Annotated in this window: 18 protein-coding genes; 13 read left to right on the forward strand and 5 right to left on the reverse strand. The window is 68.0% G+C overall.

Going from position 1 to position 17,367, the window contains the following annotated elements; translation table 11 throughout:
• Positions 1-109: 109 nt before the first annotated feature.
• The gene (locus H536_RS0100565) at positions 110-1,963 is read left to right on the forward strand and encodes a flagellar biosynthetic protein FliO (protein WP_024348613.1); all 1,854 of its coding nucleotides are present in this window, start codon (positions 110-112) and stop codon (positions 1,961-1,963) included.
• Positions 1,964-2,139: 176 nt separating this feature from the next.
• Here the strand turns inward: H536_RS0100565 and dksA are convergent, their stop codons facing one another.
• Positions 2,140-2,556, reverse strand: coding sequence for an RNA polymerase-binding protein DksA (gene dksA, locus H536_RS0100570; protein ID WP_024348614.1), 417 nt, complete (start codon positions 2,554-2,556; stop codon positions 2,140-2,142).
• 308 nt (positions 2,557-2,864) lie between these two features.
• Between dksA and H536_RS0100575 the strand changes: the two genes are divergently transcribed.
• The 5 genes from H536_RS0100575 to H536_RS23535 all read left to right on the forward strand — a co-directional run bounded on the left by H536_RS0100575 (position 2,865) and on the right by H536_RS23535 (position 7,455).
• A complete protein-coding gene (locus H536_RS0100575) occupies positions 2,865-3,389 on the forward strand; it encodes a SixA phosphatase family protein (RefSeq protein WP_024348615.1) in 525 nt (174 codons plus the stop codon).
• A gap of 102 nt (positions 3,390-3,491) precedes the next feature.
• Entirely contained in the window at positions 3,492-4,937 is a 1,446-nt protein-coding gene (locus H536_RS0100580; protein ID WP_024348616.1) for a YcjX family GTP-binding protein, read from the forward strand.
• A complete protein-coding gene (locus H536_RS0100585; RefSeq protein WP_024348617.1) occupies positions 4,934-6,055 on the forward strand; it encodes a YcjF family protein in 1,122 nt (373 codons plus the stop codon). Before H536_RS0100580 ends, H536_RS0100585 begins: the two co-directional genes overlap by 4 nt.
• An 86-nt stretch (positions 6,056-6,141) precedes the next feature.
• Positions 6,142-6,675: a hypothetical protein gene (locus tag H536_RS0100590; RefSeq protein ID WP_024348618.1), complete on the forward strand. Its 534-nt coding sequence runs from the start codon at positions 6,142-6,144 to the stop codon at positions 6,673-6,675.
• Positions 6,676-6,945: 270 nt separating this feature from the next.
• Entirely contained in the window at positions 6,946-7,455 is a 510-nt protein-coding gene (locus tag H536_RS23535) for a thermonuclease family protein (RefSeq protein ID WP_081651765.1), read from the forward strand.
• Positions 7,456-7,639: 184 nt separating this feature from the next.
• On the opposite strand, the gene H536_RS0100600 is transcribed toward H536_RS23535, so the two are convergent.
• The 3 genes from H536_RS0100600 to folP all read right to left on the reverse strand — a co-directional run bounded on the left by H536_RS0100600 (position 7,640) and on the right by folP (position 9,395).
• Positions 7,640-7,888, reverse strand: a complete 249-nt coding sequence (locus H536_RS0100600) for a hypothetical protein (RefSeq protein WP_024348620.1) — start codon at positions 7,886-7,888, stop codon at positions 7,640-7,642.
• Between the two features lie 131 nt (positions 7,889-8,019).
• Positions 8,020-8,538 carry a 2-amino-4-hydroxy-6-hydroxymethyldihydropteridine diphosphokinase gene (gene folK / locus H536_RS0100605; RefSeq protein WP_024348621.1) on the reverse strand — a complete coding sequence of 173 codons (519 nt, stop codon included), beginning with the start codon at positions 8,536-8,538 and terminating at the stop codon, positions 8,020-8,022.
• A complete protein-coding gene (folP, locus tag H536_RS0100610; RefSeq protein ID WP_024348622.1) occupies positions 8,535-9,395 on the reverse strand; it encodes a dihydropteroate synthase in 861 nt (286 codons plus the stop codon). The genes folK and folP overlap by 4 nt, the downstream gene beginning before the upstream one ends.
• Positions 9,396-9,608: 213 nt before the next feature.
• Between folP and H536_RS0100615 the strand changes: the two genes are divergently transcribed.
• The 7 genes from H536_RS0100615 to H536_RS0100645 all read left to right on the forward strand — a co-directional run bounded on the left by H536_RS0100615 (position 9,609) and on the right by H536_RS0100645 (position 16,336).
• The gene (locus tag H536_RS0100615) at positions 9,609-10,352 is read left to right on the forward strand and encodes a phosphatase PAP2 family protein (protein WP_024348623.1); all 744 of its coding nucleotides are present in this window, start codon (positions 9,609-9,611) and stop codon (positions 10,350-10,352) included.
• Between the two features lie 267 nt (positions 10,353-10,619).
• Positions 10,620-11,537, forward strand: coding sequence for an ABC transporter permease subunit (locus tag H536_RS0100620; protein WP_009209006.1), 918 nt, complete (start codon positions 10,620-10,622; stop codon positions 11,535-11,537).
• A gap of 5 nt (positions 11,538-11,542) precedes the next feature.
• The gene (gene livM / locus H536_RS0100625; RefSeq protein WP_024348624.1) at positions 11,543-13,003 is read left to right on the forward strand and encodes a high-affinity branched-chain amino acid ABC transporter permease LivM; all 1,461 of its coding nucleotides are present in this window, start codon (positions 11,543-11,545) and stop codon (positions 13,001-13,003) included.
• Positions 13,003-13,980: an ABC transporter ATP-binding protein gene (locus tag H536_RS0100630; RefSeq protein WP_024348625.1), complete on the forward strand. Its 978-nt coding sequence runs from the start codon at positions 13,003-13,005 to the stop codon at positions 13,978-13,980. The genes livM and H536_RS0100630 overlap by 1 nt, the downstream gene beginning before the upstream one ends.
• The gene (locus tag H536_RS0100635; RefSeq protein ID WP_009209003.1) at positions 13,977-14,726 is read left to right on the forward strand and encodes an ABC transporter ATP-binding protein; all 750 of its coding nucleotides are present in this window, start codon (positions 13,977-13,979) and stop codon (positions 14,724-14,726) included. Before H536_RS0100630 ends, H536_RS0100635 begins: the two co-directional genes overlap by 4 nt.
• Positions 14,726-15,079, forward strand: a complete 354-nt coding sequence (locus tag H536_RS0100640) for a DUF6867 family protein (protein ID WP_024348626.1) — start codon at positions 14,726-14,728, stop codon at positions 15,077-15,079. The genes H536_RS0100635 and H536_RS0100640 overlap by 1 nt, the downstream gene beginning before the upstream one ends.
• A gap of 144 nt (positions 15,080-15,223) precedes the next feature.
• A complete protein-coding gene (locus H536_RS0100645; protein ID WP_024348627.1) occupies positions 15,224-16,336 on the forward strand; it encodes a branched-chain amino acid ABC transporter substrate-binding protein in 1,113 nt (370 codons plus the stop codon).
• A 162-nt stretch (positions 16,337-16,498) separates the two neighbouring features.
• Here the strand turns inward: H536_RS0100645 and H536_RS0100650 are convergent, their stop codons facing one another.
• On the reverse strand, positions 16,499-17,281 hold the full coding sequence (locus H536_RS0100650) for an enoyl-CoA hydratase (RefSeq protein WP_024348628.1): 783 nt from the start codon (positions 17,279-17,281) through the stop codon (positions 16,499-16,501).
• Positions 17,282-17,367: the final 86 nt, after the last annotated feature.

Below are 17,367 nucleotides of genomic sequence, written 5' to 3' on the forward strand. Positions count from 1 at the left end.
AACGTCCAAGCTGGCGTTGCCCTTGCCCATGGGGTTCATCCCGCGGAAGGTTGCCCCAAATGTGAAATCGGGCGTGCTCCTCCGCCCAGAGTAGAAGGAAGCCCGCCCCATGCCGCAGTGGATCGTCGATCTCGTCGGGGAAGGCCTCGCGCCGATCGTCTGGGTGGCCATCGTCGCCGTCATCGTCTGTGGTCTGGCGATGGCGATGATCGTTCTCGCCAAGAAGGCCTTCGGCGGACGGATCGGCACCCAGTTCAAGGGCCGCGCGCCGCGTCTGGCGGTGATGGACGTCACCCGCATCGACGAGAAACGCAAGCTGGTGCTGGTGCGCCGCGACGAGATCGAGCACCTGATCCTCATCGGCGGCCAGAACGATGTGCTGCTGGAGGGCAACATCCTGCGGGTGCCGGCCGCCGCGCGTCCGCATGGCGACTGGAACACCTCGCGCTCCGACGAGATCGAGGAGGAGCGCTTCGCCAGGAACCATCGCCACGAGCCGGAGCTGCCCGCTGTCGCCGAACGGGCCCGGGCGCCCGAGCCGCGGATCGACGCGCAGGCCCCGCGCGAGACGAAGCCGACGCCGCCCGAACGCGCTGAAGCCCCCTCCCCGGAGGTAACCGACCGTCGCTCGCCTCCGCCGGTCGCAACGCCGTCGCCGCTGGCCGCCGCAAGTCTGGCCACTGCGGCAACGGGTGCCGCCGCAAATGGTGCCGCCGCGTCCGTTGCGGTCGACAGCCCGTCGCCGGATACCAGGCGTCCCGCGGCCGCCGCCATGCCGGAACCGGCGGCGCCGCCGGCGCCGCCCAGGGCACCCGTTGCGGCGCGCCCGGTGACCCAGCCGCGCTCCATGGCGACGCCGACGGCCACGCGTGCGCCCGACATCGGCCCTGCGACCGCGCAGCAGGACACGGCCGCCGGCCCGGCCCCCGCCAGCCGCGTCGAGCCGCGCTTTGCCGCGGCCAGAAGCCAGCCGGAGCCATCGGCGCCCGATTCCGAGACCGCCCGCACGCAATTGCGCGCCCAGATGAACCGCTCGCAGTCGCCGGAATTCTCGCGGGTTCAGGACGCGACCGCGCCGGCGATCGCCGTCGAGCCGGCCGATTCCCCGGTGGCGGCGCGCCAGCCCCTGTCGGTCCGCAGCTTCGCGAGCGCCATCCAGCAGCGCAAGGCGCCGCCTGAAATGCCGCCGCCGGCCACACCAGCCACGCCGGCGCCGACGGCTCGGCCGGCTCCGGCGGCCCCGGCTTCGGCGGCTCCGGCTTCGGCAAGTGGCCGCGGCGCTGCGACAGCCGCCACCGCGTCCACTGCCTCTGCCGCCTCCGCGGCCCCATCGGTCGCGTCGCCGGCCCCCGAGCCGCAAGCGCCGAAGCCGGAGGTGGCGCCGGCCGCAAAACCGGAGGCGCCTGCCGCCTCCGCATCTGCGCCCGCCAAAGCCCCCGCCATCGAGGCCGAACGCGCCGACCCGAGTCTCGAGGATTTCCTGTCGGCCGAACTCGATACCGATTTCGGTGATGACGACGGCGACGAGGATGTCGCTCCGCCGCGTGGCAATGCCCCGGCTCCCGCGGTCGATGTACCCGTGACGGACCGGCCGGAGCGCACGCCCGAATCCCGCGACGTGCCGAAGGTCGACGCCACCTCGCGTTCCCCCGGCGCGTCGACCTGGCCGCAGGCGCCGACCCCGGTCGTCGCCAAGGCCGAGGATGCGAAGCCGTCACCGGCCCCCGCCCCGTCGATCGACGCCCCCAGCCGCGAGCCGGCGGCCTCCCCACGCCCGATGCCGGAACCGGCGCGGGTGGAACCGGAGACGCGCGCAGACCGCGAGACCCCGGACGATTCGGCGCCGGATGCGCCCGCGACGGGCGATCAGGCCCCCGAGCGTCGCCTGACGCTGGAAGAGGAGATGGAGCGCCTGCTGGGCGACTTCAGCTTCGACGCCAAGGGCGAACGCAAACCCAATTGATGCAGGAATGCCCTCTTGGCGCTGATCACGCGCAGGCGGGCATTCCGCCACCCTGAGGGGTGGACGGCCGGTACGCTGAAACTGTCGGGATTGGAACGCCGAACCGGAACGGTGCGGCCTGGAACGGGGAAGCTGGTCGTTCGAAGGGCGGCCCCCGTCAGGGGACGACCGGTCGGCTATTCGTCGCGATAGACCTTCTCGCGGCGCTCGTGCCGCTCCTGCGCTTCCAGCGACATGGTGGCGATCGGCCGGGCATCGAGCCGTTTCAGGCTGATCGGCTCGCCGGTCTCCTCGCAATAGCCGTAGGTGCCGTCCTCGATGCGCTCCAGCGCCGAATCGATCTTGGCGATCAGCTTGCGCTGGCGATCGCGGGCCCGCAGCTCGATGGCGCGGTCGGTCTCGGAGGAGGCGCGGTCGGCGGCATCGGCCTGATTGCTGTTGTCGCTGGCCAGTCCCAGGAGGGTCTCGCGCGATTCCCGCAGGATCTCGGCTTTCCACGCCAACAGCTTCTTACGGAAGTAGTCCTTCTGACGGTCGTTCATGAACTGCCCGTCTTCGGACAAGGTCGCATCGATATTGAGTAACTGGCTCATCACGCACCTCCGTTTCCGTAATTCGGGCTTATAGCGACGCTTGTCTCCGGGAACAAGTTAACTCCGGCATCCTACATCCAGAATATGAAGACGTTTCTAAGAGACGGATTTCGCAAGGATTTCCGAGCGCTCTATCCCTCGTCTGGATGACGTGGCGATGACGTGGCGATGACGCGGCGGCGATGAATGCCGTCCTGCGTCGAACCGGCCGCCGGTTCCGCCCCGAACCGCGCCCCCGACCGACATGCCGACAGCGGCGGCGAGGCCGCCGATTGCCCGGACCGCATTTATCGGCATAGTCCCTCGCCATGTCCTCCGCCCCGACGTCCCGCCTCTACATTCTCCGCCATGCCCATGCGGGCTGGGCCCGCCCCGGCGAAAGCGACCATGATCGCAGGCTGGACGCCCGCGGCCGCGCCGAATGCGAGCGGCTGGTCGTCTTCCTGCGCCGCGAAGCGTTCGCCTTCGACACCATCCTCTGCTCGACGGCGGCGCGCACCCGCGAGACCCTCGACCTGATTCGACCGGCCCTGCCGTCCGGCCTTGCCGAAGCGGAGCTGTCCTCGCTCTACGGCGGCGAGATCTCGGCCTATTACGAGGCGGTGCGCGGACAGGCGGAGGCGGCCGCGCTTCTCGTCATCGGGCACAATCCAATGATCGAGGAATTCACCCTGTCGCTCGCCGGCAGCGGCGATCGCGCGGCACTCGCCACGGCGAGCCAGGGCTTCCCCACCGGGGGTCTGGCAATCGTCGAGTTCGAGCGTCCCCTGTCCCGGATCGCACCGGGCGCCGGCCGGTTGTGCCGCCTGTTCGATCCCGACGAGGCCGGCTGAGCGGCAGGCCGCGGGCCGGCGCGCCTTTCGAGGTGCCCCCGGCGGACCTATATCGGGGCCTGACGACCGACCCGGAGCCCAGAGAGGACCCCCGCCCCGCCCATGACCTCCCTTGCCGACGAAGCCCGGCTCGTCTTCGATACCTTCACCGACCGCACCACCGGCCTGTTCCACCCCACGCTGCGGCTGGGGGTCACCGGCCTGTCGCGCGCCGGCAAGACCGTCTTCATCACCGCGCTCGTCCACAATCTGCTGCATGGCGGGCGGCTGCCGCTGTTCGAGGCGCAGGCGGGCGGCCGCATCCTGCGCTCCTTCCTCGAGGAGCAGCCGGACGATGCCGTGCCGCGCTTCCAGTACGAGGAGCACATCCGCACCATCCTCGAGGACCGGCTCTGGCCGAACTCGACGCGGGCGATTTCCGAGCTGCGCCTGACCATCGAGTATGAATCGGGCTCCGGCTGGGGCCGGATGTTCTCCGGCGGCCGGCTGTCCATCGACATCGTCGACTATCCCGGCGAATGGCTGCTCGACCTGCCGCTCCTGGAAAAGGACTTCGCGACCTTCTCGGCCGAATCGCTGGAGCGCGCACGCCTGCCCTCGCGCCGCCATCTCGCTCAGGAATATCTCGACCTCGTCGACAGCGTCGATCTGGAAGCGCCGGCCGACGAGACGACGGCGGTCGCGCTCAGCCGTGCCTTCGCCGCCTATCTGCAATCCTGCCGCGCCGACAGCGCCGCCCTCTCGACGCTGCCGCCGGGGCGCTTCCTGATGCCCGGCGACCTCGAAGGTTCGCCGGCCCTCACCTTCGCGCCGCTGCCGGTCGAGCCCGGCCGGACCTATCCCAAGGGCTCGCTCGCAGCCCATCTCGCGCGCCGCTACGAGGCCTACAAGACTGTCGTGGTCAAACCTTTCTTCCGCGATCATTTCGCCCGCCTCGACCGGCAGATCCTGCTGGTCGACGTGATGCAGGCGATCAATGCCGGCCCTGAGGCCGTCCGCGATCTCGAAACCGCCCTCGCCGACATTCTCGGCTGCTTCCGCCCCGGTCGCTCGACCTGGCTCGGCTCCTTCCTGACGCGGCGGATCGACCGCATCCTGGTCGCCGCCACCAAGGCCGACCATCTCCACCGCGACAGCCACCGGCGGCTGGAGGGCATCGTGCGCCGGCTGCTCGACGACGCCATCGCCCGCGCGAAGTTCTCCGGCGCCCGCACCGACGTCCTCGCCCTTGCCGCCGTGCGCGCCACCCGCGAGGCCAGCGTCGAGGATGGCGGCGAGACCCTGCCCGTCATCGTCGGCACGCCGGCCGAGGCCGAGACCATCGGCGAGGAAACCTTCGACGGCCGCACCGAAACGGCGATCTTCCCCGGTGACCTGCCCGCCGACCCGGCGCGGCTGTTCGTCGACGGGGCTGAACCCGACCCGATCCGCTTCGTGCGGTTCAAGCCGCCGCGGCTGGAGCGCGATGCGGCGGGGCTGACCCTGTCGCTGCCGCATATCCGCCTCGACCGCGCCCTGCAGTTCCTCATGGGAGACCGGCTGTCATGACGAGCGACGACACGCAGGACGGTCGCCGTCCGCGCCGCCGGCCCGGCGCCTTCCGCCTTGACGAGGCCGGGATGCAGCCCGAGCGGGCGCCGGAGGCAGAAGCCGCGACGGCGAGCCGCACGCCGCGGGCCATCGAGAATATCGCGAAGATCCGGCTCGACCCCGAGGACGCCATCGAGCGCGAGGCGGTCGCGGTTCTCGACGACGAGCCGGCGGCCCGGCGCAAGCGGCGCTTCTCCTTCGGCAAGCTGTTCCTCGCCGCGCTGGGCCTGCTGGTCTCGCTCGGCATCGGCCTCGCCGTCGATGCCCTCGTCCGCGATCTCTTCGCCCGCTGGGAGTGGCTGGGCTGGGGCGCCGTGGCGCTCGCCGCACTTCTCGTCGTCGGCGCGCTGGGCGTCGCCCTGCGGGAAGTGATCGGCCTGATGCGGCTGGCCGCCGTCGACCGCGAACGCCAGGCCGGCCGCGCCGCCTATGAAGCCAACTCGACCGAGGATGCCCGCAACGTGGTGCGCGGCCTCTCCACCCTTCTCTCCGGCCGCCCCGAGACCGCCAAGGGCCGTGCGAAGATGGCGGAGCTGAAGGACGAGGTGATCGACGGGGCCGATCTGGTGGCCCTGGCCGAGCGCGAGTTGCTCGGGCCGCTCGACATGAAGGCCCGCGCGCTCGTCCTCGCCTCCTCCAAGCGCGTCTCCGTTGTCACCGCCGTCAGCCCCAAGGCGCTGGTCGACGTCGCCTATGTCCTGTTCGAGACGGTCAAGCTGATCCGCCGCATGTCGGAGCTCTATGGCGCCCGGCCCGGCACCCTCGGCCTGATCCGCCTGACCCGCGACGTGGTCGGCCATCTCGCCGTCACCGGCACGATCGGCATCGGCGACGGGCTCGCCCAGCAATTGCTCGGCCATGGCGTCGCCGCCAAACTCTCCGCCCGGCTCGGCGAGGGCGTTGTCAACGGCCTGCTCACCGCCCGCGTCGGCCTTGCCGCCATGGACCTCTGCCGGCCCTTGCCGTTCCTCCGGCTGCGCCGCCCGTCGATCTCCGATGTGCTTGGCGACCTGACCGTCATCGGTGCGGCCCGAACGCCACAGGCGGGGTCGACCGAGCCGCGCACGCCCGGTTGAGCGATCCGTCGCAAGGCTGTGTTAACCCTTACGGATCATAAAGGGGGCTAGGAAACAGCCACTTGCGCCGTCAGGAAGGTCCGCTCATGTCCCGCATGCTGAACGCCGGTCTCGCTCTCGCCATCGCGGCCGGTTCGGCCATCGCGACGCCTGCTCTCGCCGATCCCGACAAGGCGTTCTTCCGCCAGGTCGTCGGCCAGTGGTCCGGCCCGGGCGAGATCGTCGCCGGCAAGTACAAGGGCACCAAGTTCGTCTGCGACTTCGCCGGCTCCGAGCATCCCAAGGCCACCGGCGTCGCCCTCGACGGTTCCTGCCGCGTCGGCCTGTTCTCGCAGCCCATGCACGCCGAAGTCCTGCGCTCCGGCACCAGCTATCGCGGCGCCTTCCAGGACGGCGCCAAGGGCAAGGGCCTCGACATCGTCTCCGGCAATGTCGATCGCGACCGCATCATCGTCGGCCTCGACCGCAAGCAGCTGAAGGGCGCCATGGTCGCCCGCCTCGCCGACGCAGAGACGCTGGCAATCACCGTCTCGGTCACCGTCGCCTCCGAACTCGTCCCGGTCATCGGCATGAACCTGAAGCGCACCGGCGCCACCCGCCAGAGCGCGCTGACAGACTAAAAGCGGCAATGGTCGTCGGACCGAAAGCCGCGGCAACCGGGGCGGCCATCGTCAACTCGGTCCGATACGAGCCCCTGCTCGATACAGACGCCGACCGACGACCTGTTCGGGGCCGTCCTTTGCGCGATCCGACATAGGCAGCCTCACCGGCGGTCCAGTTGGCGTTGGCCGATCCTAACTCATCATATTCGAATTTCGTTGAAACGGACTGCTACGAGGTGACACCCGCGAGCGCCCGCTTACGCTTGGAAAGAGGTCTCGCACAGGACCATGGGGCTCTATTGGAAGATTCTCCGCCTCCTCTTCAGAAAGTTCAATTCGCGGCGGCGTAGGGCGCCTAAGAGAACCGGTGCTGGCCCCAGCGACAGGTTGAGGAAGCTCCAACCGGGCACTGTGCTCAAGGGCAGGTGTTGGGTAATCGATGGCGACACCATCATCATCGACAAGATCCACATTCGGCCAGCCGGCATCGACGCGCCTGAACTCGACCATCCCTGGGGCGAACGTTCCAAATGGGCACTGTTTCGATTGTGTAAGGGCCAGGTCGTAACGGCTCGGCTGACGCCCGAATTCTCCTACGACCGAGTCGTGGCGGAATGTTTCCTTCCTGATGGTCGCGATCTTGCAGCCGAACTTGTCCGCTGCGGCCTCGCTCTCGACTGGCCAAAGTACTCCGGCGGCAAGTACCGGCATCTCGAGCCGGCTGACGCACGACGCAAGCTGTGGCGCGCCGCCGCCCGGCAAAGAGGCGAACCGCACCTGCCGGAGCACGTTGGATAGCAGTCAGACCGTGGGAGGCCGATATCCACGCGACGCGGAATGGGGGACCGATCGATCTCTGATGCTCGCGCCTGCAACGCTCAGTTCACGCACCCAATTCTCCTCCCAGGCCTTCTTTCGGACGCGTGATCGAGACCAGGTTCGGGTCACATCACTTCTCCGCAAAGCCGACAGGTCGAGGTGATCAACGGTTTCGCAGCCATGCCAGGGCGCCGGGCGCCATTCCCTTGAATTTCGGCGCGTCCTCCAGCGGCGCGACGAGGAGCCAGGCGTCGTCGACGAGCTGCCATTTCAGCCGGTGGTAGAGCTTGGAGCGCGTCAGCGCGCTGTCGATGAGATAGATGCCGTCGCCCAGCCTGAAGCCGTCTCCGTGGAGATCGATGTCGATGCCCTGCCACCGCTCGTCGCAGAGAAAGAGGTAGAGCTGGGTCATGCCGGTCCGTCTCGCCTTCGCCTGACATCCACTCGGACCTGCCCGGTCCGTCCCGTCGATTGACCGCCTGGGCCCGGAACACCCCGCCGTGCCAGCGCCCAAGTCCGCTACGCGGCCCCGCACCGCCGCTCTCATGCGTCGGCGTGTTCCTCTCGCCACCATTCGCCGTCGGCGCTGGCGGGCTGGATCCCCTCGGGGTCGATCGCCGCGATCCAGTCGGCCACCGTCCGGCCGCCGAAGGCGAGCTTAGACGCGATGTCGGCGAGCGGCACCAGCACGAAGGCGCGCTCGGTTACCCTGGGATGCGGCAATGTCAGCGCGTCGTCCTCATAGGGTGAGGCCGCATAATCCAGCACGTCGAGGTCCAGCGTGCGCGGCCCCCAGCGCTCGCGCCGCTCGCGGCCGAAGAGCCGCTCCGTCGTCAGGCACAGTTCCAGGAGATCGCGCGGCGCCAGATCGGTCTCGACCGCCGCGCAGGCGTTGACGAAGTCCGGCTGGTCGGTTTTGCCCCAGGGTGGCGTGCGATAGAGCTTTGAGACCGCGACCACCGCCGTGTCGTCGCGCGCGTCGAGCCGCCGCAGCGCCGCCGCCATCTTCGCTGCCGGATCGCCGATATTGCCGCCGAGCCCCAGATAAGCCCGTGCGCTCACCAGCGTTCGCCTCGCATGGCGCGGAACATGGCGTCGGTCACACGCAGCGCGTCGCGATTGGCCGCCACGTTGTGGACGCGGAAGATGTCGGCGCCGCGTTCGCGCATCAGCGCGCTGGTCGCCGCCGTGGCAATGTCCGGCTCGGGATCGTCGCGCCCGACCGCGCCGCGCACGAAGCGCTTGCGCGACGTCCCGACCAGCAGCGGATGGCCCAGCGCCTGCAATTCGTCGAGCCGGGTCAGGAGGATCAGGTTCTGCGGCCCGTCCTTGGCGAAGCCGAAGCCTGGATCGACCACGATCGCCTCGGCCGGAACCCCGGCCCCGCGCGCAATGTCCAGCGACCGGTTCAGGAACAGATACTGGTCGGCGATCATGTCCTCGAGCGTCTCGCGCTCGCGGCCATTGTGCATCAGGCAGAGCCCCGCGCCGGTCTCGGCCGCGACCGTGGCGATGCCCGGGTCCTTCTGCGCGCCCCAGATATCGTTGACGATGTGGGCCCCCGCCTCGACCGCCATGCGGGCCGTCTCGGATCGGTAGGTATCGACCGAGATCACGCAGTCGGAGCACGCCGCCAGCGCCTCGATCACCGGCATGATCCGCCGCTGCTCCTCGGCGGCGTCCACCGGGGTCGCGCCGGGCCGGGTTGATTCGCCGCCGATATCGACGATCGTCGCGCCTGCCTCGACCATCCGCAGCGATTCCGCCACCGCAGCGTCGACGCTGGCATAGCGGCCACCGTCGGAGAAGCTGTCGGGCGTCGCGTTCAGGATGCCCATGATGCAGGCCGGGCCGTTGAGGTCGATACTGCGGCCATGGCCGACGCGCCAGGTTCCGCCGCGCGGTTCGGTCAGCTTCATCGCGTGTCACCTTGCCAGCATTGCATCAGGGTCTGGTAGCGCGCGGCCCGGCCGGGTGCAATCGCGTCGCCGGGCAAGCGCGCCGGGTCGACGGGCAGGCGCGCGAAAACGCCGCGACCGGGCCCTTTCTGCCGGTCGCCCACTGGCCCCGGAGGCCTTGCGCGCTAGCCTGTGACGTTCAGCCCACCCTGCCACTGCCCGCGAAAGCCGCCGATGCAATACCACGCCATCCACCAATGGGTCCGCCAGCGGATCGAGATCACGACGCTCGTGGCCGCGCTGACCGCGGCAGCCGCGATCTGGGGGTTCGTCTCGCTCGCCGGCGAGGTGGTGGAAGGCGACACCAAGGGGCTCGACACCGACATCCTGCTCTGGTTCCGCAGCGCCACCGACCCGCAGGACCCGCTCGGCCCCGGCTGGATGGAAGAGTTCGGCCGCGACATGACCGCCCTCGGCGGCACCGGCGTCCTCGTCATGCTGACGCTGTTTGCCGGCGGCTTCCTGTGGATGCAGGGCAAGCGCCGCTCGATGATCATGATCTTCGCCGCGGTCGGCGGTGGCTTTGCGATGAGCCAGCTTCTCAAGTTCGGCTTCGACCGGCCGCGTCCCGACCTCGTGCCGCACGGCTCGATCGTCTACACGGCCAGCTTCCCGAGCGGCCACTCGATGATGTCGGCCGTCACCTATCTGACGCTGGCGATCCTCGTCGCCCGCGTCCAGGAGCGCCACCGGGTCCGCATCTACCTCATCACCATTGCCTGCTTCCTCACGGTGCTGGTCGGGGTCAGCCGCGTCTATCTCGGCGTGCACTGGCCGACCGACGTCCTCGCCGGCTGGACCGCGGGCGCCGCCTGGGCGGTCGGCTGGTGGATGCTGGCCCGCTGGCTGGAGGAACGCGGCGCGGTCGAGCCGGAAGCCCAGACGATCGACGACCCCGTCGATTCTGCCACGACCTGACGCCGAATGCGGCAGCTCACGAGCGCTTCCATGGCCGCCCCGACCGGGCGGCCATAGGCGATCTCTATGCGCCTTTCGTCGCGCTTGCACGCCCGTAAGCCCTGATTCGCCAAGGCGTTAACACCTTCGCGCCGCGAAATTGACGCAATCGGCTTGCGGAGCCGCCATTGCTATGGAAATGATCATGCCTTCGGACGCGGCGTTTCTGACACTTTCGCGCGCGCCAAACAGACCGGCATCCCAGAAGCACCGGAAAACGGGCGGGCAATGGAATATTTTCTTCAGCAATTGATCAACGGTATCACGCTCGGCTCGATCTACGGGCTGATCGCCATCGGATACACGATGGTCTACGGCATCATCGGCATGATCAATTTCGCCCATGGCGAGATTTTCATGATCGGATCGTTCGTCTCGCTTACGGTCTTCTTGGCGCTCGCCGCCCTCGGCATCACGTTCCTGCCGCTGGTGCTGCTGATCATGGTGCTGGTCGCCATGCTCTGCACCTCGCTCTGGGGCTGGACGGTGGAGCGGGTCGCCTACCGGCCGCTGCGCGGCTCCTTCCGGCTCGCCCCGCTGATCACCGCCATCGGCATGTCGATCTTCCTGCAGAACTTCGTGCAGGTCACCCAGGGTGCCCGCGTCAAGCCGCTGCCGCCGCAGATCCAGGGCGGCATCACGCTGATGGATTCGCCCTCCGGCATCGTCGTGCAGCTGAGCTACATGCAGATGATCATCATCGGCATGACCATCGTCCTGATGGCCGGCTTCTCGCTGCTGATCTCGCGCACCTCGCTCGGCCGCCAGCAGCGCGCCTGCGAGCAGGACCGCAAGATGGCGTCTCTGCTCGGCGTCAATGTCGACCGCACGATCTCGCTGACCTTCGTGCTCGGCGCCTCGCTCGCGGCGGTCGCCGGCATGATGTACCTGCTCTATTACGGCGTCATCGACTTCTATATCGGCTTCATCGCCGGGGTGAAGGCGTTCACCGCGGCGGTTCTGGGCGGCATCGGCTCGCTGCCGGGCGCCATGCTGGGCGGCCTCGCCATCGGCCTGATCGAGACCTTCTGGTCCGGCTATTTCTCGGTCGAGTACAAGGACGTCGCCGCCTTCTCCATCCTGGCGATCGTGCTGATCTTCATGCCCTCCGGCCTGCTCGGCCGGCCTGAAGTCGAGAAGGTCTGATCGCGATGGCCAGCACGACATCAGCCACCGCGGCGAACCGCCCCGAGGGCGCGGAGATCCTGTCCGAAGAGCGGCGCGACGCGGCGCGGGGCGAACCGCCCTTCACCGAAGCGCCGACCGGCGACAGCCGCCTCGTCGCCTCCCTGAAGGAGGCCGGAATCACCGCGGCGATCATCGCGGTCATCACCCTGTTCTTCCTGGCCTTCCGGTCCGATATCGCATCGGGCGGCCTGTCCCTGACCCTGCGGCCGGAGCTCTGGCTGGTCTGGGTGGCGATCGCCTTCGGCGTCCGCTTCCTCCTGTCCTACTTCGTCTTCCGCTCCGAACAGCCGATCACCGGCTTTCTCAAGAAGACCTTCGCGCCCACCGCCCGCGGCCTGCCGATCGGCAAGGTCCTCGGCATCGCGCTCCTGCTGGTCGCGCTGACCCTGCCCTATCTCCTGGCGACGCTGGTTCCGAGCCAGAACCGCTATCTCCTCGATCTGGCGATCCTGATCCTCACCTATGTCATGCTGGGCTGGGGACTGAACATCGTGGTCGGCCTCGCCGGCCTGCTCGATCTCGGCTACGTCGCCTTCTACGCGGTCGGCGCCTATTCCTTCGCGCTGCTGTCGACGAATTTCGGTCTCGGCTTCTGGGTCTGCCTGCCCATGGCCGGCCTGTTCGCGGCGATGTGGGGCGTCATGCTGGGCTTCCCGGTGCTGCGCCTGCGCGGTGACTATCTGGCCATCGTCACCCTCGCCTTCGGCGAGATCATCCGCATCGTTCTGTTGAACTGGTACGAGTTCACCGGCGGCCCGAACGGCCTCCTGGGCATTCCCAAGCCGACCCTGTTCGGCCTGGAGTTCAACCGCGGCGACAATTCCTTCGCGGAGTATTTCGGCCTCGAATACGACACCGTGCAGCGCTTCGTGTTCCTCTACTACATCATCCTGGCCCTCGCCCTGATCACCAACTTCGTCACCCTGCGGCTGCGCAAGCTGCCGGTGGGCCGGGCCTGGGAAGCGCTGCGCGAGGACGAGATCGCCTGTCGCTCGCTCGGCATCAACACCACCAACGTCAAGCTCACGGCCTTCGCCACGGGCGCGATGTTCGGCGGTTTCGCCGGCGCCTTCTTCGCCACCCGGCAGGGCTTCATCTCGCCGGAGAGCTTCACCTTCATCGAATCGGCGATCATCCTCGCCATCGTGGTGCTCGGCGGCCTCGGCTCGCAGCTCGGCGTGGTCATCGCCTCGGTGGTGATGATCGGCGGCATCGAACTCTTGCGAAACCTCACCATCCTGCAGGCGGTCTTCGGTTCGGACTTCGATCCGACCCAGTACCGCATGCTGATCTTCGGTCTCGCCATGGTGGCGATCATGGTGTGGAAGCCGCGCGGCCTGATCTCGTCGCGCTCCCCATCCGATGTCTACAAGGAGAAGAAGAAGATCGGCGCCGATCAGGTCTCCCAGGGCGAGGGTCACTAATGTCGAACACCTCTCACCGCTGGTCGCTCGACCCGGTTCTGACCGTCGAGCATCTGACGATGCGCTTCGGCGGCCTGACCGCCGTGGACGACCTCTCCTTCAATGTCGGGCGCGGCGACATCACCGCCCTGATCGGTCCGAACGGCGCCGGCAAGACCACGGTCTTCAACTGCGTCACCGGCTTCTACAAGCCGACCGAGGGCCGCATCGCCATGCGCCGGGGCCGCAATGTCCCGGACGCCAAGATCGCCGCCCTCACCCGCAGCGGCAACCAGTACGACCGCGACGACGAGCATGCGGTGTTCCTGCTGGAGCGGATGACCGACTTCCGCATCACCGAGGTGGCCGGCGTCGCCCGCACCTTCCAGAACATCCGCCTGTTCGGCGGCATGACGGTGCTGGAAAACCTGCTGGTCGCGCAGCACAACAAGCTGATGCGCGCCTCCGGCATGACCATCGGTGGCCTGTTCGGCCTGCCCGGCTACCGGCGCGCCGCCGCCGAAGCCAAGCGCAAGGCGATCGAATGGCTGGGGCATACCCGCCTTCTCGACCGCGCCGACGACCCGGCCTCCGACCTGCCCTACGGCGCCCAGCGCCGGCTGGAGATCGCCCGGGCCATGTGCACCGATCCGGCGCTGCTGTGCCTCGACGAGCCGGCCGCCGGCCTCAACCCGCGGGAATCGGCCGAGCTGAACACGCTCTTGCGCTACATCCGCGATGAGCATGACGTCTCGGTTCTGCTGATCGAGCACGACATGGGCGTGGTGATGGAGATCTCCGACCACATCATCGTGCTCGACTACGGCAAGAAGATCTCCGACGGTTCGGCCGCCGAGGTGCGCGACGATCCCAAGGTCATCGCCGCCTATCTCGGCGTCGACGACGAGGAGGTGGAGCAGGTCGAGCAGGATCTCGGCGTCAAGAAGGCCGGCGCGTCGACGCACGCCGCCGACGGCAGTCAGGGAGACATGGCATGAGCGCGGTCGCGCCGACGCCCGCGGGGGAGCCGATGCTGGCGGTCCGCGGCGTGCATACCTTCTACGGCAAGATCCAGGCGCTGCGGGGCGTCGATGTCGACGTCTTCGCCGGCGAGATCGTCACGATGATCGGCGCCAACGGGGCCGGCAAGTCGACCCTGATGATGACCATCTGCGGCAATCCGCAGGCCCGCGAGGGGCAGATCCTCTATCGCGGCGAGGACATCACCCACATGCCGACCCACGACATCATGTCCCGGTCGATCGCCCAGTCGCCGGAAGGGCGTCGCGTCTTCGGCCGGATGACCGTGATGGAGAACCTCCAGATGGGGGCCATCATGGAGGACGAGAAATATTTCGACGACGACCTGCGCAAGGTCTTCGAGCTGTTCCCGCGCCTCAAGGAGCGGCGCGGCCAGCGCGGCGGCACCCTGTCGGGCGGCGAGCAGCAGATGCTGGCCATCGGCCGGGCGCTGATGAGCCGGCCGAAGCTCCTGCTTCTGGACGAGCCGTCCCTCGGCCTGGCCCCACTGATCGTCAAGCAGATCTTCGACGTCATCCGCGAGCTCAACGCCAATGAGGGGCTGACCGTGTTCCTCGTCGAGCAGAACGCCTTCCATGCCCTGCGGCTCGCCCATCGCGGCTACGTCATGGTCAACGGCACCGTCACCATGTCGGGCACCGGCAAGGAGCTTCTGGCCCGCGAGGAAGTGCGCAGCGCCTATCTGGAAGGGGGAGCCCACTGATGGAATCCGAAATGGGCCTGCTCTGGGAAGTCGCCCTGCCCGAATTCCTGCTCGTCACCGTTGTTCTCGGCGGCGGCGGTGCCTGGATGATCGGTCGCTCCACCGCGCTGACGTGGAACGGCTGGGGTCTGATGACCTTCTACGTGCTGTTGCTGACGATTGCCGTCCGCTTCATTCACTTCAGTCTGTTCGGCGGCTCGTTCTTTCTGCCGCCGGCGACATTCGGCACCGCGATCTACTATGGACTGATCGACTTTATCGTATTGTTGGCCATTGCCGGCATCGGGCGCAGCTATGTCCGCAACCGTCAGATGTCTCGGCAGTACGGTATATTGCACGGTAACCATCGCTGACTCTGCCGCATTAATGAGCGCCGGCGAAAAACTGTGCCGGGGCTATTCCAACGGCAGCGAATCCGGTCTTAAATCCCCCTCGGTAGAGGACGGTCAACACCGCCTCGTGGCCCACCGGCCGCCAGAATCAACAGGAAGGTTCCCATGAAGAAAGCACTCCTAGCCGGCGCAGCGCTCAACCTGGTATTCGCTGGCGCAGCGTTCGCCGAGATCACGATCGGCGTCGCCGGCCCCATGACCGGCCAGTACGCCAGCTTCGGTGAGCAGTTGCGCACGGGCGCCGAGCAGGCTGTCGCCGACATCAACGCCGCCGGCGGCGTGAATGGCGAGATGCTGAAGCTTTCGGTCGGCGACGACGCCTGCGATCCGAAGCAGGCCGTGGCCGTGGCCAACCAGTTCGCCTCGCAGGGCGTGCCGTTCGTGGCCGGCCATTTCTGCTCGGGCTCCTCGATCCCGGCCAGCCAGGTCTATGCCGACGAGCAGATCGTCCAGATATCCCCGGCCTCGACCAACCCGGACTTCACCGACAAGCGCCCGGGCGACGGCGTGTTCCGCGTCTGCGGTCGTGACGACCAGCAGGGCGAAGTTGCCGGCAAGTACATCTCGGACAACTTCCCGGATGCCAACGTCGCGATCATCAACGACAAGACCGCCTACGGTAAGGGCCTCGCCGACGAGACCCAGAAGTACTACGAGGAAGCGTCCGGCAAGAAGCCGGCCCTCGTCGAGGCCTATACGGCCGGCGAAAAGGACTACACCGCCCTCGTCACCAAGATGAAGGAAGCCGGCATCAACCTGCTCTATATCGGCGGCTACCACACCGAAGCCGGCCTGATGGCGCGCCAGATGCGCGAGCAGGGCATGGACACCGTGCTGATGTCGGGCGACGCGCTCGTCGCCGAGGAATACTGGGCGATCACCGGCGACGCCGGCCAGGGCACGCTCATGACCTTCTCGCCGGATCCGCGCAAGAACGAGGCCGCAGCCCCGGTCGTCGCCGAGCTCGAAAAGGCCGGCAAGACCGCCGAGGGCTACGTGCTCTACACCTATGCGGCGATCCAGGCCTGGGCCGACGCGGTCAAGAAGGCCGGTTCCACCGACTTCGATCCGGTCGTCACCGCCCTCAATGATGGCGACTACGCCACGGTCATCGGCGACCTGACCTTCGACGACAAGGGCGACGTCACGCTGCCCGGCTACGTCGTCTACGAGTGGAAGGACGGCCAGTACGACTACGTCGACGGCGCCGCCCAGTAAGCATCAGGACGCGGCAGACGCCGCATTCCGACATGACGAAGGCCCCGGTGCATCGCGCCGGGGCCTTTGTCATTCAGGGCAATCAGCTCGACTGTCCGAGCACACTCCCGCTTCCGTGACCTCCGCCCGCCATGGGCGGGGACGGCGACCGGTATTCCGCCTTCAGTCCTGCCCGTGCTTGAACACGGCGGCGCGCTTCTCGCGGAAGGCGGACATGCCCTCCTTCTGGTCGGAGCCGGAAAACAGCGCGTGGAAGGTGCGGCGCTCGTGCAGCAGCCCCTCGCGCAGCCCCACCTCGAACGACCGGTTGGTGGCTTCCTTGGCGGTGATCGTCGCGGGCTTGGAGAACTCCGCAATGGTCCGCGCGGCGGCCATCGCCTCCTCCATCAGCGAGGCGGCGGGCACCAGCCGCGACACCAGCCCCATCCGCTCGGCTTCCTCGGCCTCGACCATCCGGCCGGTGAGGATCATGTCCATGGCCTTGTACTTGCCGACGGCGCGGGTCAGGCGCTGCGAGCCACCCATGCCGGGAATGACGCCGAGCTTGATCTCCGGCTGGCCGAACTTCGCCGTGTCGGACGCGATGATCAGGTCGCACATCATCGCCAGTTCGCAGCCGCCGCCCAGCGCGAAGCCGGACACCGCCGCGACCATCGGCGTGCGCACCCGCTCCAGCATCTCCCAGTCGGAGAACCAGTCGGCGAGCATCATCTCCATGACCGTGCGGTCTTCCATCTCCTTGATGTCGGCACCGGCGGCGAAGGCCTTTTCCGAACCGGTGATCAGGATCGCGCCGACGCCGGGGTCGCGGTCGAGTTCGGCGGTCAGCCGGACGATCTCGCGCATGACCTCGGAATTCAGCGCATTCAGCGCCTTCGGCCGGTTCAGGGTGAGGATCGCGACGCGGCCCTCCCGGCTGGTGAGTACGACCTTGTCTTCGCTCATCTGTCCTCCTCTTGCGGGGCCCTGCCCGCTCTCGGCTCTGCGACATGGGGCGACGGTCCGGGCTGCCGTCCTTGGCAACCCGGCCG

Origin of the sequence: Aurantimonas coralicida DSM 14790, from assembly GCF_000421645.1 — a bacterium.
GTDB lineage: Bacteria > Pseudomonadota > Alphaproteobacteria > Rhizobiales > Rhizobiaceae > Aurantimonas > Aurantimonas coralicida.

Coding starts and splice junctions, on each gene's coding strand:
- H536_RS0100565 (WP_024348613.1), top strand. CDS start 110: ATGCCGCAGTGGATCGTCGATCTCGTCGGGGAAGGCCTCGCGCCGATC.
- dksA (WP_024348614.1), bottom strand. CDS start 2,556: ATGAGCCAGTTACTCAATATCGATGCGACCTTGTCCGAAGACGGGCAG.
- H536_RS0100575 (WP_024348615.1), top strand. CDS start 2,865: ATGTCCTCCGCCCCGACGTCCCGCCTCTACATTCTCCGCCATGCCCAT.
- H536_RS0100580 (WP_024348616.1), top strand. CDS start 3,492: ATGACCTCCCTTGCCGACGAAGCCCGGCTCGTCTTCGATACCTTCACC.
- H536_RS0100585 (WP_024348617.1), top strand. CDS start 4,934: ATGACGAGCGACGACACGCAGGACGGTCGCCGTCCGCGCCGCCGGCCC.
- H536_RS0100590 (WP_024348618.1), top strand. CDS start 6,142: ATGTCCCGCATGCTGAACGCCGGTCTCGCTCTCGCCATCGCGGCCGGT.
- H536_RS23535 (WP_081651765.1), top strand. CDS start 6,946: ATGGGGCTCTATTGGAAGATTCTCCGCCTCCTCTTCAGAAAGTTCAAT.
- H536_RS0100600 (WP_024348620.1), bottom strand. CDS start 7,888: ATGACCCAGCTCTACCTCTTTCTCTGCGACGAGCGGTGGCAGGGCATC.
- folP (WP_024348622.1), bottom strand. CDS start 9,395: ATGAAGCTGACCGAACCGCGCGGCGGAACCTGGCGCGTCGGCCATGGC.
- H536_RS0100615 (WP_024348623.1), top strand. CDS start 9,609: ATGCAATACCACGCCATCCACCAATGGGTCCGCCAGCGGATCGAGATC.
- H536_RS0100620 (WP_009209006.1), top strand. CDS start 10,620: ATGGAATATTTTCTTCAGCAATTGATCAACGGTATCACGCTCGGCTCG.
- livM (WP_024348624.1), top strand. CDS start 11,543: ATGGCCAGCACGACATCAGCCACCGCGGCGAACCGCCCCGAGGGCGCG.
- H536_RS0100630 (WP_024348625.1), top strand. CDS start 13,003: ATGTCGAACACCTCTCACCGCTGGTCGCTCGACCCGGTTCTGACCGTC.
- H536_RS0100635 (WP_009209003.1), top strand. CDS start 13,977: ATGAGCGCGGTCGCGCCGACGCCCGCGGGGGAGCCGATGCTGGCGGTC.
- H536_RS0100640 (WP_024348626.1), top strand. CDS start 14,726: ATGGAATCCGAAATGGGCCTGCTCTGGGAAGTCGCCCTGCCCGAATTC.
- H536_RS0100645 (WP_024348627.1), top strand. CDS start 15,224: ATGAAGAAAGCACTCCTAGCCGGCGCAGCGCTCAACCTGGTATTCGCT.
- H536_RS0100650 (WP_024348628.1), bottom strand. CDS start 17,281: ATGAGCGAAGACAAGGTCGTACTCACCAGCCGGGAGGGCCGCGTCGCG.